This window comes from Pseudomonas sp. SDO524_S393 (genome assembly GCF_054071875.1).
Genome location: NZ_JBSVVZ010000012.1, coordinates 35,149 through 51,616, shown reverse-complemented (window position 1 = coordinate 51,616; position 16,468 = coordinate 35,149). Strand labels below are relative to the sequence as shown.

Here is a 16,468-nt window from a genome sequence, read left to right as displayed (position 1 = left end):
AAGGTGACTGACGTGAACGATACTTTCGAAGGCACCCAGGACCCGGATCGCACGTTGCTGATCCCCACGCCCGGCGGGCGCCGTGCCGCACCTCAGAGTGCTCCTGCTGCCGATGTGCAACGGGCGGCGCTGGTGCTGCACGGTCAGGGCCTCAACCCGCTGGTGCGGGCAGCCAACCCCTTGCTCGACCTGGTGGTGCCGCTGCGCAGCCTCACGGCGATGCCCGACATGGAAAGCCTGCGCCAACGGCTGATCCAGGCGGTGCAGGCCTTCGAGGCCCAGGCGCGGGCCAGCCAGGTCGACGTGGAAACCGTCGCCGCCGCGCGTTACGCGCTGTGCACGCTGGTGGACGAAACCATCGCCAGCACGCCGTGGGGCGCGGGTGTGTGGGGCAGCCGCAGCTTGTTGGTGACCTTTCACAACGAGGCCTGGGGCGGCGAAAAATTCTTCATGATTCTGCAGCGCCTCAGTCAGGACCTGCGCACCCACATCGACGTGCTCGAGTTGATGTACCTGTGCATGGCGCTCGGTCTGGAAGGGCGTTATCGCGTATTGGATCGCGGCCTGGATCAGTTGGGCTTGCTGCGCGAGCGCCTGTTGCAGTTGATCAACCAGCAGCGCGGCAATCAGGAGCAGGACCTGTCGCCGCGCTGGCGGGGTGCCGAAGCGCCCCAGGCGTCGATGCTGCGCCGTGTGCCGCTGTGGGTGCTGGCGTCGGTGGCCGCGGTGTTGCTGCTGAGTGTGCAACTGACCTACAGCTGGCTGCTCAATCGAGCCTCCGACCCGGTGTTCGCTCAGTTGGGTTCGATTCGCGTGGCGTCGCCGCTCAAGGTGGCGGTGCCGGCAGAGCCTGCGCCGGTGCGGCTGGCCGGGTTCCTGGCGCCGGAAGTGGCGCAAGGGTTGGTGGCGGTCAAGGACAGCGCCGACCGCTCGGTGATCACCCTGCGTGGCGACGGTGTATTTGCCTCGGGCAGTGCCGAAGTGTCGAGCAACTTCGACGGCTTGCTCGCGCGCATCGGTGACGCCCTGGCCACGGTGCCGGGCAATGTGGTGGTGGTCGGGCATACCGACAACGTGCGGCCTTCGGCGACCTCGCGACTGGGGTCCAACTTCGATCTGTCCCAGGCGCGCGCCAAGACCGTCGCGCGTTTGCTCGCACAGCGGGCCGGGCCGACCGAGCGCTATCGCAGCGAAGGCCGTGGCGAAACCGAGCCGCTGGTCCCCAACGATTCAGCGGCCAATCGCGCGCGTAACCGCCGTGTCGATATCACCGTGCTGATCCCTTCCCAGGCGCAATAGCCATGAATTTCTCTACGTTGTTTTCGTTGTTATGGTCCCCGGTGGAGCGCTTCATTCTGTGGCTGCTCAAACCCTGGCTGCTGTCGCTGATCGGCGTGGCGCTGCTGTCGCTGCTGGTGTGGTACGAAGGCCCGCTGCTGGCGTTCAACGGCAGTGAACCGCTGGCACCCGAGTCGCGGCGCTGGGCCTTGATCGGGCTGTTCGTGCTGGTCTGGGTCGGCTACTTTGCCTGGCGCCTGTGGCGCGCCTGGCGGGCCAACCGGGGGTTGATGGCCGGCGTGGCCGAAGCCCCGGCGGTGGCCCCCGGCGTGCGTGAAAGCCAGGCCGAAGTGGCCGAGTTGGGTGAGCGCATGCGCGCGGCCATGGCGGTGCTGCGCAAGGCCAACCCGGGCTGGAAGATGAGCGGGCAGTACCTGTATCAGCTGCCGTGGTACATGTTCGTTGGCGCACCGGGCAGTGGCAAGACCACCGCGCTGACCCACTCGGGCCTGCAGTTCCCCCTGCGTGAGGCCATGGGCAGCGGTGCCATTGGCGGTGTGGGCGGTACGCGGCATTGTGACTGGTGGTTCACCGACGAAGCGGTGTTGCTCGACACCGCCGGACGTTACACCACCCAGGACAGCTACACCGAAGTGGACAAGGCCGCCTGGGGCGGTTTCCTCGACCTGTTGAAAAAGTACCGCCGCCAGCGTCCGGTCAACGGCGTGATCGTGGCGCTGAGCGTCAGTGACCTGCTTGAGCAGACCGAGGCCCAGCGCCAGGCTCAGGCGGTGGCGATTCGCGCGCGTATCGGCGAGCTGTACGAACGTTTGGGCCTGCGTTTTCCGGTGTATGTGATCATCACCAAGTGCGACCTGCTGGCGGGATTCTCGGAGTTTTTCGAGACCTTTGGCCGCGACGAACGCGCGCAGGTGTGGGGTGTGACCTTTCCGCTGCAACAGCCACCCGCACCGGACACCGGCCTGGCGTCGTTCCCGGGTGAGTTCGATGCCCTTGAGCGCCAGTTGCAACGGCGTGTGCTGGAACGTTTGCAGCAGGAGCGCGACCTGTCGCGGCGTGCCTTGCTGTACAGCTTCCCGCAACAGTTCGCCAGCCTGGGCGATGGCCTGACCCGGTTCCTCAATACCGTATTCGAAGCCAACCGCTACCAGGAACCGGCGCTGTTGCGCGGTGTGTATTTCACCAGCGGCACCCAGGAAGGCAGCCCGATCGACCGGGTGCTGACCTCGCTGGCGGCGTCCTTCGGCCTGGGCCGCAAGGTGCTGGCGCCGAACGTGTCCAGCGGGCGCAGTTACTTCATCACCCGCCTGCTGCGCGAAGTGATCTTCAAGGAAGCCGGGCTGGCGGGTGTCAATCACCAGGAAGAGCGCCGCCGGCGCCTGCTCGGGCGGGCCGGGCGGATCGGCGCGGGCGTGCTGTTCGTGCTGCTGCTGGTGGGCATGACCATCAGCTACAACCGCAACCTGCAACTGATCGCCGACGCATCGAACGCGGCGACTAATGTCGCGCAACTGGCCAAGGCGCTGCCCGCCGAGGGCGATGTGCTGGTGACGCTGCCGTTGCTCAATGCCGCACGCGCCTTGCCGGGCGGCTATGGCGCGGGCGACAGCAATGTGCCGCTGCTCAGTCGCATGGGCCTGTACCAGGGCAATAAGCTCGGCGCCGGCGCGGTGACTTTGTACCGTCGCCTGCTGCGCAGCACGTTGCTGCCGCATATCGTCGCCAATATGGAAAATGCCCTGCGCCGGGGGGATGCGAGCAACCAGGAGTTTCTCTATGAAACCCTGCGCGCCTACCTGATGCTCGGCCAGCGGCAGTTCTTCGATGCCGCGTCGGTGCAGGCGTGGGTCGATGTGGACTGGCGCCGTGAACTGCCCCAGGCTACACCTGCGCAATTGCAGCAACTGTCGGACCATGTTGCGGCGCTGCTGGAAGATGACGACGAAGCCGAGCCGGTGCAACTCGATAGCGCGCTGATCGCCAAGGTACGCCTGGCGCTGGCGAGCATGCCGCTGTCCCAGCGCATCTACAACCGGGTCAAGCGCCAGGTGGACCAGCAGCATTTGCCCGAGTTGAGCGTGAATGGCGCGGTGGGGCGTGATGTGTCGTCGCTGTTCACCCGCGCCAGTGGCGAGCCGCTGTCCCGTGGCGTCAGCGGCGTTTACAGCCTGGCCGGGTACCGTGCGCTCACGGACAAAACCCCGCAAGCCGTGGCCGATATGGCCAAGGACAGCTGGGTGCTGGACCGCCAGGAGTCGGCGCAGATCGCTGGCGGCAACCCGGCGATGCAGGCGGCGGTGCTGGCGCTGTATTACGCGGACTATATTCGCCAGTGGGATACCTTCCTGGCGGATGTGCACCTGACGCCCCTGACCAGTCTCGGTCAGGCCTCCCAGGTGACCAATGCGCTGGCGTCTACCGACTCGCCGCTGCGTAGCTTGCTGCAAGCGGTGTCCAGGGAAACCACCCTGGAGGGCGCATTGACCTCGGCGACCGCCAAGGACACCGATCAACGCGTGCGCGACAAGATCGCGGCGGCCACCCAGAAGTTGCAATCGGCCTTGGGGGGCGACAGTCCGGCGCCGCTCGCCGAGGCGTCGGCCAACCCGGTGGACCAGCATTTTGCTGCGTTGCACCGCCTGGTGGGCAACGGCACGCCGCCGCAGCCGGTGGATGAGGTGCTGGCGTCGCTGAAGGATGCCGGGCAGTTTTTCGACAGCGCCGATGCCGCCCGTCGCAGTGCGGCGCCGGCACCGTCCAATGAAGTGCTGACCCGTTTGAAACGTGCGGGCGATACCCAGCCTGCGCCGTTGTCGGCACTGCTGCGGGACGTGGAGTCGGGTGGCACCGCGCTGACCCTGGGCAATGAGAAGGCGCGCCTGAACGCACTGTGGGAGGCTACCGGCGCTCCGTTCTGCCGGGCCGCCATCGAGGGGCGTTATCCGCTGGTGCGCAGCTCGGCCCGGGATGCCACTGCCGATGACTTCGGCAAGTTCTTCGGCCCGGGCGGCTTGATGGACGATTTCTTCAGCAAGAACCTAGCGGCTTATGTCGACATGAGCGGCAGCCAGTGGCGCTGGCGTTCCACCGGTGTTACGCCGCTGAACATTTCCCAGGACGTGCTTAACCAGTTCCAGCGTGGCGCACGGCTGCGGGATATGTTCTTCGTGGCTGGTGCGCGCCAGCCGTCGATACGCTTCGACCTCAAAACCCTCGGCGCCGACCCGGCCCTGAGCAAGGTCAGCCTGGACATCGATGGCCAACCGGTGGTGTTTGAAACGGGCAACGTGCCGGATTTCACCAGCATCTCCTTGCCGAGCGGCAAGTCCGGTGGTTTGGTGCGCCTGGATGCCACGCCGGGCCTGGCCAGCCCGCTGCGCACCGACGGACCCTGGGGCTGGTTGCGCATGATGGACAAGGCCGTGGTGAACACTCAGGGCGAACAGTTGCAACTGACCTTCAACCTGGAGGGCCATCGGGTGGCTTACCTGCTGCGTGCCAGCAGCGTGATCAACCCGTTCCGGCGTGATGGCATCGAACAGTTCCATTGCCCTGCGAGCTTTTAGGAATCAGCCATGAATGGATTTTTCGGCAAGGTCGCAAGCCATGGCGACTTTGTCAGTCGTCGTTTGCCAGCCGTCTTTTTGAGCACCTGGGACACGTGGTTGCAGGCGGGTTTGCAGCGCAGCCGTGAGCGCCTGGGCGAGCAATGGCTGGAGGTGTACCTGTGCAGCCCGATCTGGCGCTTTGCGCTGGCAGCGGGTGTATGTGGGGAGCAGGGTTGGTCGGGGGTGATGATCCCGAGCGTGGATCGGGTGGGGCGTTACTTTCCCCTGACCCTGGCGACGGCGGGGCAGGATGTACCGCTGCTGGCACGCCTGGAGCGCGATGTGTTCTGGTACGACCAGTTGGAACGGCTGGCACTGTCGGCGCTGAGCGAGGGGTTTTCGCTGGAGGCGTTCGATGACGCGGTGTCGGCAATGCCGTTACCGGGTTGCTGGACCCCGGCAAACTATTCCCACAGAAGCGTCAGCCCATCACGCTGGCTGGACCTGCCTGACCCGGAACGTATCGGCGACGGCATACCGCAATTGAACGCACAGCTCGATCCCCAAGGGCTGGCGGGCCATGCGCTGTTCTGGACCGAAGGCTCGCCCCGCGTCGCGCCGTCGATCTGGGTGGGGGAAGGGCTGCCCGACGGGGAGACGTTTGCCGATATGTTGGGTGGGCGGTAGCCATACCTGAAAAAGCCCTGGAACTGACAGGGCTTTGTTTGTCAGCTCAATGCCGCCAATTGCGCCACTGTTTCCGGAAAGCGGGCCACCAAGCGTATCAATGTCGCTGCCTGGGCATTGGGCCGGGCCCGACCTTGTTCCCAGTTTTCCAACGTGCGCGTATTGGTGCGCAGATACATGGCAAACACCGACCGGGAGAGGTTGAGTTGCTGGCGCACGGCAACGACTTCCTCTGCACTCAAGGGCGCCAGCTTATTGAAATAAACCTTGTGGGTGCGCAAGGTGATTTTGCTTTCGCGTTCGTCCGCCAGGGCGTCGAAGCCTTCGACCAGTTCGGAAAAAATGTCACGCTTCATGATGTGCTCTCGCTTTGAGTTCCCTGTCCAGCATCTGTTCAAGGGTTTTCTTGTGTTGCGGTGTCAGGTCGTCTTGTTCATGTTTGCCGTACAGCGTAAACAGCCAGAATTGCGTACCGCCCGACCACCAGTAGTAAATGATCCTCAGGCCACCACGTTTGCCTTTGTTGCGTCGCTCATCGAAGAAGCGAACCTTGCGTAACCCGCCTGTTCCTTCGATCACATCACCGGCTTGCGGGTTTTTCATCAATTCCTGTTGAAAACCGTGGAAAAGCTCGTCACTCAGATAGTCCTTGCGATGCCGTTCGAAGGCCGGTAGTTCGATAAATAGAGCGTCCATGTTCTGTACGTAGTCTGCGTATAGTTTGGTGGCCCACCCGTTTGGGGTCAAGTGACCCGACTGTGGGAACTTTCCTAAAGCGCAAACACCATACGGTCGATTTCAGTGAGTAGATGCCAGATGAGAAGGCATGTGGGAGAGGAAATTTCGGCGAGTAAGGCAAGACAAAAATACTTAATCCCACAAACGCAAAACGGCGCCCGAAGGCGCCGTTTTGGTTACTGCATCGACCTAAATGATCAAACGCCCAGTACCGCGTGCTGCACCAGGGTGAGCAGCGGTTGTGGGTACACACCCAGGAAGAACGCGAGCAAGGCGATGGCCAGCAGCATGACGCCACCGGCTTTCTGTTCCCAGTGCAGCTCGGCGTCCACGCGGCGCAGGTTCGGCTCGATCAGGTACAGGGTGACCATCACGCGCAGGTAGTAGAACACGCCGATGGCGCTGCCCAGGATCAGCGAAGCGACCAACCACCATTCGTGCGCTTCGACACCGGTGGCCACGATGTAGAACTTGCCGATGAAGCCGGCGGTCAGCGGGATACCGGCCAGGGACAGCATCATCACGGTCAGTACGGCGGTCAGGTACGGACGGCGCCAGAACAGGCCGCGGTATTCGTACAGGGCGTCGGCGTCACGGCCTTTGTAAGGCGAGGACATCAGGGTGATCACACCGAACGCGCCGAGGCTGGTGATCACGTAGGTGACCAGGTACACGCCGATGGCTTCCACGGCCAGGCCCTTGCTCGCCACCAGGGCGATCAGCAGGTAGCCGAAGTGGGCGATGGACGAGTAACCCAGCAGACGCTTGAGGTTGTTCTGGGTCAGGGCCAGCAGGTTGCCGAACAGGATCGACGCGATGGCGATCACGGTCAGTACGTTGCTCAGCACGCCGGTGTTGGCGGCGGGGGAGATCTGGAACAGGCGCACCATCACCGCGAACACCGCCACTTTCGAGGCAGTGGCCAGGAACGCGGCTACCGGCGCCGGGGCGCCTTCGTACACGTCCGGGGTCCACAGGTGGAACGGTACCAGCGACAGCTTGAACGCCAGGCCGATCAGCATCATCGCCAGGCCCAGTTGGGCAATCGGCGCCGGGCTGTTGGTGTTGGCCAGGGCGTGGCCGATACCGGTGAAGCTCAGGCTGCCGGCTTCGGCGTAGAGCAGGGCCATACCGAACAACAGGAACGCGGAGCCGGCAGCCGACAGCACCATGTACTTGATGCCGGCTTCCAGGGAGCGCTTGTTGAAGAAGGCGTAAGCCACCAGGCCGTAGGTCGGGATGGACAGCAGTTCCAGGCCGATGAACAGGCCGGCCAGGTGCTGTGCGCTGACCAGTACGATACCGCCGGCCGCAGCCAGCAGGATCAGCAGGTACAGCTCTTCGCGGTTGCCCGGGTAGCCAGTGCCGCCTTCGCCGAGGTAGGCGTGGGCGAGGGTGACGCAGGCCAGTGTCGCGACCAGGATCAGCGCGATGTACAGCAGGGCGAAGTCATCGACCATCATCAACGGCGTGACCGCCAGTGGCGCGACCTTGAGGGCCGGGATGATCGACAGCAGGGCCAGGTTCAGACCGGCGCAGGACAGCAGGAACGTTTGCGAGTGATTGCGGCGCCAGGCGATCGCCAGCATCACCACGACGATGGTGAGGCTGGTGATCAGCAGCGGCGCAAGCGCGATAAAGTGTTGGATCGTGAATTCCATAGCGCTCTTACCGGGCCGAAGCGAGTTGAGTGAAGGCGGTGCTGAACCACTGCTGCACGCCATGCATCGTCGCGGCAGAAGTGTCCAGGAACGGTTGCGGGTACACGCCGATGTAGATCAGCAGCACCGCAAGGCCGAGCACCATGATCAGTTCGCGACCATCCATCCCTTTCAGGACGGTGTCGGACTTGGCCGGGCCGAAGTAGGCGCGGTGGATCATGATCAGCGAGTAGACCGAACCGAACACCAGGCCGGAGGTGGCAATCGCAGTGATCCATGGGGCGGTGACGAAGCTGCCGATCAGGATCAGGAACTCGCCGACGAAGTTACCGGTACCCGGCAGGCCCAGGGAGGCGGCTGCAAAGAACAGGCTGATCGCCGGCAGGTAAGCGATGCGCGACCACACGCCACCCATTTCACGCATGTCACGGGTGTGCAGGCGCTCGTACAGCTGACCACTCAGGATAAACAGCGCAGCGGCGGAAACACCGTGGGCCAGCATCTGGATCACCGCACCTTGCAACGCCAGCTGACTGCCGGAGTAGATGCCGATCAATACGAAGCCCATGTGGGAAACGGACGAGAAGGCGATCAGACGCTTGATGTCGGTTTGTGCGAACGCCAGGAATGCACCGTAGAAGATCCCGATCAGACCCAGGGTCATGGCGATCGGCGCGAACTCGGCCGACGCATTCGGGAACAGCGGCAGGGCGAAACGCAGCAGGCCGTAGGCCGCCGTCTTCAACAGGATACCGGCCAGGTCGACCGAACCTGCGGTCGGTGCCTGGGCGTGGGCGTCAGGCAGCCAGGAGTGGAACGGCACCACCGGCAGCTTCACCGCGAAGGCAATGAAGAAGCCCAGCATCAGGATGTACTCGGTGGTCAGGGACATCTTGGTCTTCAACAGGTCGGCGTAGTTGAAGGTAATCACGCCGGTGTTGTTGAAGTTGACCAGTACCAGACCCAGGATCGCCACCAACATGATCAGGCCGGAAGCCTGGGTGAAGATGAAGAACTTGGTCGCCGCGTAGATCCGGGTTTTCTTGCCGTCCGAAGAGCTGTGACCCCAGAGCGCGATGAGGAAGTACATCGGCACCAGCATCATTTCCCAGAAGAAGAAGAACATGAACAGGTCGAGGGCGAGGAATACGCCGACGACGCCGCCCAGGATCCACATGAGGTTCAGGTGGAAGAAGCCCACGTGGCGCTCGATTTCCTTCCAGGAGCAGAGTACCGAGAGGATACCCAGCAGGCCGGTCAGCAGGATCATCAACAGCGACAGGCCGTCGAGGGCCAGGTGCACGTTGATGCCGAAGCGCTGGATCCAGACATGCTTGAACTCGATGGCCCAGGTCGGATCGGCGCCAGGCGCCGGTGCGAATGAATAGTCGCCATGGGCCCACAGCCAGAGGCCGAGGGCGAGTTCCAGGGACATGGTCAGCAACGCGATCCAGCGGGGGAGGGTGGCGCCGGAGCGCTCACCCAGCCAGCAGAGCAGGCCGCCGATAAAGGGGATCAGGATTAGCCAGGGCAGAATCATGACGGGCTCGTTTCCTTTTGCAATTTCGCAACGTTCATAGTCAGACCGCTACCAGGACAATGGCGCCGATCACCAGCACGGCACCCGCCGCCATGGAAGCTGCGTACCAGCGCAGTTGGCCGGTCTCGCTGCGGCTCAGGGCGGTGTGACCGGCCTTGGCGGTGCGCGGGATCAAACCGATGGTCTGGTCGAGCGGGTCTTTGCGCAGTACATGGCTGATGGCCAGGTAAGGCTTGACGAACAGTTTGTCGTAGATCCAGTCGAAGCCCCAGGCGGCGAACCACCAGGCTGACAGGACACGGCCAATGCCACTGTTGGCAACCGCGGTCACGAAGCGACGCTTGCCGAGGAACAGCAGGGCCGCCAGCAGGATACCGGCGATCGCGATGGCGCCCGAGGCGATTTCCAGGCTGTGCTGGGCTTCGCCGCCGGCATGACCGACGCTTTGCGGCAGTACACCGTGCAGAGGCGGGGTGATCATGGCGCCGACGAAGGTCGACAGGATGATCAGCACCGACAGTGGCAGCCAGTGCGAGATGCCATGGCCTGCGTGGGCTTCGGTCTTGGCCTCACCGTGGAAGGCGATGAAGATCAGACGGAAGGTGTACAGCGAGGTCATGAACGCACCTGCCAGGCCTGCGTACAGCAGGTTCTGGTGGCCGCTGGCAAAGGCTTCCCAGAGGATTTCGTCCTTGGAGTAGAAACCGGCGGTCACCAGCGGCAGGGCGGCCAGGGCGGCACCACCGACGATGAAGCTGGCGTAGGCCAGCGGCAGTTTTTTCCACAGGCCGCCCATCTTGAAGATGTTCTGCTCGTGGTGGCAGGCCACGATCACCGCACCGGAGGCGAGGAACAGCAGGGCCTTGAAGAACGCGTGGGTCATCAGGTGGAAGATCGCCGCGTCCCAGGCGCCAACGCCCAGTGCCAGGAACATGTAGCCGATCTGGCTCATGGTCGAGTAGGCGAGGATCCGCTTGATGTCGGTTTGCACCAGGGCGGCAAAACCGGCCAGTACCAGGGTGACGCCGCCGACGATGCCCACCAGGTGCAGGATTTCCGGCGCCAGGGTGAACAGGCCGTGGGTACGGGCGATCAGGTAGACACCGGCGGTGACCATGGTTGCGGCGTGGATCAGTGCCGAAACCGGGGTAGGACCGGCCATCGCATCCGCCAGCCAGGTTTGCAGCGGCAGTTGCGCGGATTTACCGACGGCGCCGCCCAGCAGCATCAGGGTCGCGAGGGTGATCCAGAAGTCGCCGACCTGGAACTTCTGCGGCGCCAGCACCAGCAGTTCCTGGATGTTCAGCGTGCCCACCTGTTGGAACAGGATGAACAGGCCGATGGCCATGAACACGTCGCCGATGCGGGTCACGATAAAGGCTTTGAGTGCGGCGTTACCGTTGTTGCGGTTGCTGTAGTAGAAACCGATCAACAGGTACGAGCACAGGCCCACGCCTTCCCAACCGAAGTACAGGAACAGCAGGTTGTCGCCGAGCACCAGGAACAGCATGCTGGCGATAAACAGGTTGGTGTACGAGAAGAAGCGCGAGTAGCCCGCTTCACCGCGCATGTACCAGGATGCGAACAGGTGGATCAGGAAACCCACACCCACCACCACGCCGAGCATGGTGATGGACAGGCCGTCGATGTAGAGCGCGAAGTCCGGCTTGAAGCCTTCCACCGCCATCCACTTCCACAGCACCAGGGTGTAGTGACCGCCTTCCGGTGGTGCCACGTTGAATTGCCAGATGACGTAGGCGGCCACGATGGCCGACAGGCCAATGGAGCCCACGCCCACCAGGGCAGACAGGTTTTCCGACCAGCGTCCACGGGAGAACGACAGCAGCAGGAAACCGATCAGGGGAAATACGAAAGTCAGAAAGATCATGTTCATCCGCGCATCTCACTGGCAGCGTCGATATCAAGCGTGTGGAAGCGACGATACAGTTGCAGCAGGATCGCCAGGCCGATACTGGCCTCGGCGGCTGCCAGGCTGATCACCAGGATGAACATGACTTGTCCATCCGGCTGGCCCCAACGTGCACCGGCGACGATGAAGGCCAGTGCCGCGGCGTTCATCATGATTTCCAGGCTCATCAACACGAACAGAATGTTACGGCGGACCATCAGGCCGACCAGGCCAAGGCAGAACAGGATGCCGGCGACCGCCAGACCATGCTCCAGAGGGATAGCAGGCATCGTCATTGCTCCTTGGCTTCGTTGCGGCCCAAGTGGAAGGCGGTGACGGCTGCGGCGAGCAGCAACATCGACGCCAGTTCGACCACCAGCAGGTACGGGCCGAACAGGCTGATGCCCACGGCTTTCGCGTCCACGGTGGTGTGGCCGATGGCCTGGCCGCTCTGGTGAGCGAACAGCACATACAGCAGTTCACCCAGCAGCAGGGCCGCCAGGATGACCGGGCCGAGCCAGATGCCGGGCTTGAGCCAGACGCGTTCCTGGGCGACCGAGGCCGGCCCCAGGTTGAGCATCATCACCACAAACACGAACAGCACCATGATGGCGCCGGCGTAGGCGATCACTTCCAGCACACCGGCGAACGGCGCGCCGAGGCTGAAGAAGGTCATGGCCACGGCGATCAACGAAATGATCAGGTAGAGCAGGGCGTGCACAGGATTGGTGTTGGTGATCACGCGAAGCGTGGACACCACTGCAATACCGGACGCGAAATAGAAAGCGAATTCCATCTTTCTTCCTTAAGGCAGCAAGCTCTTCACGTTGATCGGCTCGGCTTCGTTTTGTGCGGCGCCCTTCGGCTTGCCGGCAACGGCCATACCTGCAACACGATAGAAGTTGTAATCAGGGTTTTTACCGGGACCAGAGATCAGCAGATCTTCTTTCTCGTACACCAGGTCCTGACGTTTGAACTCGGCCATTTCGAAATCCGGCGTGAGCTGGATCGCGGTGGTCGGGCAAGCTTCCTCGCAAAGGCCGCAGAAGATGCAGCGCGAGAAGTTGATGCGGAAGAAGTCCGGGTACCAGCGACCGTCTTCGGTTTCAGCTTTCTGCAGGGAGATACAGCCCACCGGGCAGGCTACCGCGCACAGGTTGCAGGCTACGCAGCGCTCTTCGCCGTCGGGGTCCCGGGTCAGTACGATGCGGCCGCGATAGCGCGGCGGCAGGTACACCGCCTCTTCCGGGTATTGCAGGGTGTCGCGTTTGCGAAAGCCGTGACCGAACACCATCACCAGGCTTCGCAACTGGGTACCGGTACCCTTAACGATGTCGCCAATATATTTGAACATGGGTCAAATCCTCACTGAACCGCGCCGGCTGGCGTGTTCAACAACACAAGCGCAGCGGTCACCAGCAAATTGATCAGGGTCAGCGGCAGGCAGAATTTCCAGCTGAAATCCATCACCTGGTCATACCGTGGGCGCGGGATGGAGGCGCGCAGCAGGATGAACAGCATGATGAAGAACGCGGTCTTCAAGGCGAACCAGACGAAGGCCAGTTGCGGCAGGATGCCGAACGGACCGTGCCAGCCACCGAAGAACAGGGTGACCAGCAGCGCCGAGATCAAGATGATGCCGATGTACTCACCGACGAAGAACATGCCCCATTTCATGCCGGCGTATTCGATGTGATAGCCGTCGGCCAGTTCCTGTTCCGCTTCCGGCTGGTCGAATGGGTGACGGTGGGTCACGGCGACGCCGGCGATGAAGAAGGTACAGAAGCCGAAGAACTGCGGAATGATGAACCACAGGTTCTGTGCCTGGTACTCGACGATGTCGCGCATGTTGAACGAGCCGACCTGCACCACGATGCCCATCAGCGCCAGGCCCATGAACACTTCGTAGGACACGGTCTGGGCCGAAGCCCGCAAGCTGCCCAGCAGGGCGAACTTGTTGTTGCTCGACCAGCCGGCGAACAGCACCGCGTAGACCGACAGACCGGCCATGGCGAAGAAGAACAGCAGGCCGATGTTCAGGTCCGCCACGCCCCAGGTCGGGGTGATCGGGATGATCGCGAAGGCGATCAGCAAGGCGCTCATGGCCACGACCGGTGCCAGGGTGAAGATCACCTTGTCGGCAAACGGCGGGGTCCAGTCTTCCTTGAAGAACATCTTCAGCATGTCGGCCGCGATCTGGAACATACCGAACGGACCCACACGGTTCGGACCGTAACGGTCCTGCCACCAGCCCAGCAGGCGACGTTCCACGAAGGAGAGCAGGGCGCCGGCGACCACCACGGCCAGCAGCACCACGATCGCCTTGAGGACCGCAATGATCACGTCGATCACTTCAGGGGTGAACCAGGTCATTGTGCTGCCTCCTGCAGACCATCAACGGTTTTGCCAAAGATGGCGGGCGGGATGCCGGCGATGCCTTTGGGCAACGCCACCAGGCCAGCGCCCAGCTCTTCGTTGATGCGCAGCGGCAGGCGCAGGGTCTGGCCGGCCACGTTCAGGCTCAGCAGTGCACCGTCGTTGACGCCCAGGCGGTCGGCTTCGGACTTGGCCAGCGCCACGTAGGCCTGTGGAAGACGCTCTTGTACCGGCGCGGCCTTGGAAGAGGTCTCTTCGCTGCCGAACAGGTGGAAGAACGGCACGGCTTGCCAGGTGCCCTGGGCCGGGTTGAACGGACGGGGAACGGCGGCGAACCAGTTCAACGCGTCACCGGTGCTTTCGATCAGGCGGGTGCCCGGGTCGCCAGCGCGGATGTGACCGCCGACTTCGTCCTGGAACTTGTTCCAGGCTTGCGGCGAGTTCCAGCCCGGCGACCAGGCGAACGGCACTTGCTGGCGCGGTTCGACGGAGCCCGAGTAGCCTTCCATGGAGAAGGCGAACGCGGTGTCGGTGTCTTGCGGGGTACGCGGTTCATGCACGCTGATGTTGGCGCGCATGGCGGTACGACCGGAATAACGCAGCGGTTCGCGGGCCAGCTTCATGCCCTTGATGCGGAACGCAGCGGACGGCGCGGCGTCGACGATGCCGGCCAACTGCGCGGTGCTCGAGGCAACGGCGGCGGTGACGTGGTCGAGCTGGGTCCAGTCGATCGGCTGGTTCAGCAGGGTGGCGCGCAGGGCGTGCAGCCAGCGCCAGCCTTCGTGTACCAGGATGCTGGCGTCCATGTATTTCGGATCGAACACCTGGAAGAAACGCTGGGCGCGGCCTTCCTGGCTGACCAGGGTACCGTCGCCTTCAGCGAAGCTGGCGGCGGGCAGGACCAGGTCGGCGCGGTCGCTGGTGGCGGTCTTCTGGTGATCGGCGACGATCAGCACCTTGGCGGCGTTGAGCGCAGCGTCAACCTTGGCCGCGTCGGTGCGGGTGTACAGGTCGTTTTCCAGCACCACGATGGCATCGGCCTTGCCGTCGATCACGCTTTGCAGCGCGGCGTCGACCGATTCGCCACCGAGCATGGCCAGGCCGAGGCTGTTGGCTTCCGGCACGACCAGGCTGATGGAGCCGTTCTTCTCGCGCAGCTTCAGCGCCTTGGCGATGTTGGCGGCGGCTTCGATCAGCGCCTTGGAACCCAGCGAGGTACCGGCGATGATCAGTGGGCGCTTGGCGGCCAGCAGGGCGTCGGCGATACGCTGGGCCAGTTCCACGGCTTCGGCGTCCAGGCCTTCGACGGCAGGCGCGCTGGCGTCCAGGGCGTGAGCCACGGCGAAACCGATGCGGGCCAGGTCGTCCGGAGCTGCGTGCACGCACTCTTCGGCCACGTCGTCCAGCTTGGTTTCAGCCAGGCTTGCGATAAACAGCGGGTTCAGCGCGTGCTGGCCGATGTTCTTCACGGCGGCGTCGAGCCAAGGCTGTACGCGCATGGCTTCGGCCATGTCTTCGGCCTTGCCCTTGACCGACTGGCGCAAGGCCAGGGCGATGCGGGCGGCGGTCTGGGTCAGGTCTTCACCGAGCACGAAGACGGCGTCGTGGTCTTCGATGTCGCGCATGTTCGGAACCGGCAGCGGGCTGTCGTTCAGCACTTGCAGGACCAGGCGGATGCGCTCCAGCTCAGCGGCTTCGATGCCGGAGTAGAAGTGCTCGGCGCCGACCAGTTCGCGCAACGCGTAGTTGCTTTCGAGGCTGGCGCGTGGCGAACCGATACCGACGATGTTGCGGCCACGCAGCAGGTCGGCGGCGTTGTCCAGCGCGTCGTCCAGGCTCAGCTTGGTGCCGTTGGCCAGCAATGGCTGGCGTGGACGGTCCTTGCGGTTGACGTAGCCATAGCCGAAACGGCCACGGTCGCACAGGAAGTACTGGTTCACGGAGCCGTTGAAACGGTTTTCGATGCGGCGCAGTTCGCCATAGCGCTCGCCCGGGGAGATGTTGCAACCGCTGGAGCAGCCATGGCAGATGCTCGGGGCGAACTGCATGTCCCACTTGCGGTTGTAGCGCTCGGAGTGGGTCTTGTCGGTGAACACACCGGTCGGGCAGACCTCGGTGAGGTTGCCGGAGAACTCGCTTTCCAGAACGCCGTCTTCGATACGACCGAAGTAGACGTTGTCGTGCGCACCGTACACGCCCAGGTCGGTGCCGCCGGCGTAGTCCTTGTAGAAACGCACGCAACGGTAGCAGGCGATGCAGCGGTTCATTTCATGGGAAATGAACGGGCCGAGGTCCTGGTTCTGGTGGGTACGCTTGGTGAAGCGATAACGGCGCTCGTTGTGGCCGGTCATCACGGTCATGTCTTGCAGGTGGCAGTGGCCGCCTTCCTCGCACACCGGGCAGTCGTGCGGGTGGTTGGTCATCAGCCATTCCACAACGCTTGCGCGGAATGCCTTGGATTCTTCATCGTCGATGGAGATCCAGGTGTTGTCGGTGGCGGGCGTCATGCAGGACATGACGATGCGACCACGGGTGTCGTTCTCGTCGTTGTACTGCTTGACCGCACACTGGCGACAGGCACCGACGCTACCGAGTGCGGGGTGCCAGCAGAAATACGGAATGTCGAGGCCTAGCGACAGACAAGCCTGTAACAGGTTGTCCGCCCCATCGACTTCGAGCGCTTTGCCGTCTACGTGGATAGTGGCCATGG

13 protein-coding genes are annotated in these 16,468 nt (G+C 63.3%); 3 read left to right on the top strand and 10 right to left on the bottom strand.

The window, feature by feature from the left end; all coding sequences use genetic code 11:
- The first annotated feature begins 12 nt into the window (after positions 1-12).
- Genes icmH through tagF form a run of 3 tightly spaced genes read left to right on the top strand, consistent with a single transcriptional unit; the run spans position 13 to position 5,534 of the window.
- Complete coding sequence (icmH, locus tag ACW9IB_RS07825; RefSeq protein ID WP_457364155.1) at positions 13-1,299, top strand: type IVB secretion system protein IcmH/DotU; 1,287 nt, start codon at positions 13-15, stop codon at positions 1,297-1,299.
- Between the two features lie 2 nt (positions 1,300-1,301).
- Positions 1,302-4,865, top strand: a complete 3,564-nt coding sequence (gene tssM / locus ACW9IB_RS07820; protein ID WP_457413071.1) for a type VI secretion system membrane subunit TssM — start codon at positions 1,302-1,304, stop codon at positions 4,863-4,865.
- A gap of 9 nt (positions 4,866-4,874) precedes the next feature.
- On the top strand, positions 4,875-5,534 hold the full coding sequence (gene tagF / locus ACW9IB_RS07815; RefSeq protein ID WP_457413069.1) for a type VI secretion system-associated protein TagF: 660 nt from the start codon (positions 4,875-4,877) through the stop codon (positions 5,532-5,534).
- A gap of 41 nt (positions 5,535-5,575) precedes the next feature.
- Here tagF and ACW9IB_RS07810 read toward each other — a convergent pair whose 3' ends face one another.
- The 10 genes from ACW9IB_RS07810 to nuoG form a co-directional block, all read right to left on the bottom strand.
- Positions 5,576-5,890, bottom strand: a complete 315-nt coding sequence (locus ACW9IB_RS07810; RefSeq protein ID WP_457364152.1) for a helix-turn-helix domain-containing protein — start codon at positions 5,888-5,890, stop codon at positions 5,576-5,578.
- The gene (locus ACW9IB_RS07805) at positions 5,880-6,230 is read right to left on the bottom strand and encodes a toxin (RefSeq protein WP_457413067.1); all 351 of its coding nucleotides are present in this window, start codon (positions 6,228-6,230) and stop codon (positions 5,880-5,882) included. The genes ACW9IB_RS07810 and ACW9IB_RS07805 overlap by 11 nt, the downstream gene beginning before the upstream one ends.
- Before the next feature lie 239 nt (positions 6,231-6,469).
- Complete coding sequence (gene nuoN / locus ACW9IB_RS07800) at positions 6,470-7,933, bottom strand: NADH-quinone oxidoreductase subunit NuoN (protein ID WP_457413065.1); 1,464 nt, start codon at positions 7,931-7,933, stop codon at positions 6,470-6,472.
- A 7-nt stretch (positions 7,934-7,940) separates the two neighbouring features.
- Positions 7,941-9,473, bottom strand: coding sequence for an NADH-quinone oxidoreductase subunit M (nuoM, locus tag ACW9IB_RS07795; RefSeq protein ID WP_457364149.1), 1,533 nt, complete (start codon positions 9,471-9,473; stop codon positions 7,941-7,943).
- Positions 9,474-9,513: 40 nt separating this feature from the next.
- On the bottom strand, positions 9,514-11,367 hold the full coding sequence (gene nuoL, locus ACW9IB_RS07790) for an NADH-quinone oxidoreductase subunit L (protein WP_457364148.1): 1,854 nt from the start codon (positions 11,365-11,367) through the stop codon (positions 9,514-9,516).
- Complete coding sequence (gene nuoK, locus ACW9IB_RS07785; RefSeq protein ID WP_003174727.1) at positions 11,364-11,672, bottom strand: NADH-quinone oxidoreductase subunit NuoK; 309 nt, start codon at positions 11,670-11,672, stop codon at positions 11,364-11,366. The genes nuoL and nuoK overlap by 4 nt, the downstream gene beginning before the upstream one ends.
- A gap of 2 nt (positions 11,673-11,674) precedes the next feature.
- Complete coding sequence (gene nuoJ, locus ACW9IB_RS07780) at positions 11,675-12,178, bottom strand: NADH-quinone oxidoreductase subunit J (RefSeq protein ID WP_457364147.1); 504 nt, start codon at positions 12,176-12,178, stop codon at positions 11,675-11,677.
- Positions 12,179-12,187: 9 nt separating this feature from the next.
- Positions 12,188-12,736, bottom strand: a complete 549-nt coding sequence (nuoI, locus tag ACW9IB_RS07775) for an NADH-quinone oxidoreductase subunit NuoI (protein ID WP_003174725.1) — start codon at positions 12,734-12,736, stop codon at positions 12,188-12,190.
- Between the two features lie 11 nt (positions 12,737-12,747).
- Positions 12,748-13,755: an NADH-quinone oxidoreductase subunit NuoH gene (gene nuoH, locus ACW9IB_RS07770; RefSeq protein WP_457364146.1), complete on the bottom strand. Its 1,008-nt coding sequence runs from the start codon at positions 13,753-13,755 to the stop codon at positions 12,748-12,750.
- Positions 13,752-16,466 (bottom strand): NADH-quinone oxidoreductase subunit NuoG, encoded by a 2,715-nt coding sequence (gene nuoG / locus ACW9IB_RS07765; protein WP_457364145.1) that lies wholly within the window; start codon positions 16,464-16,466, stop codon positions 13,752-13,754. Before nuoG ends, nuoH begins: the two co-directional genes overlap by 4 nt.
- Between the last annotated feature and the right edge of the window lie 2 nt (positions 16,467-16,468).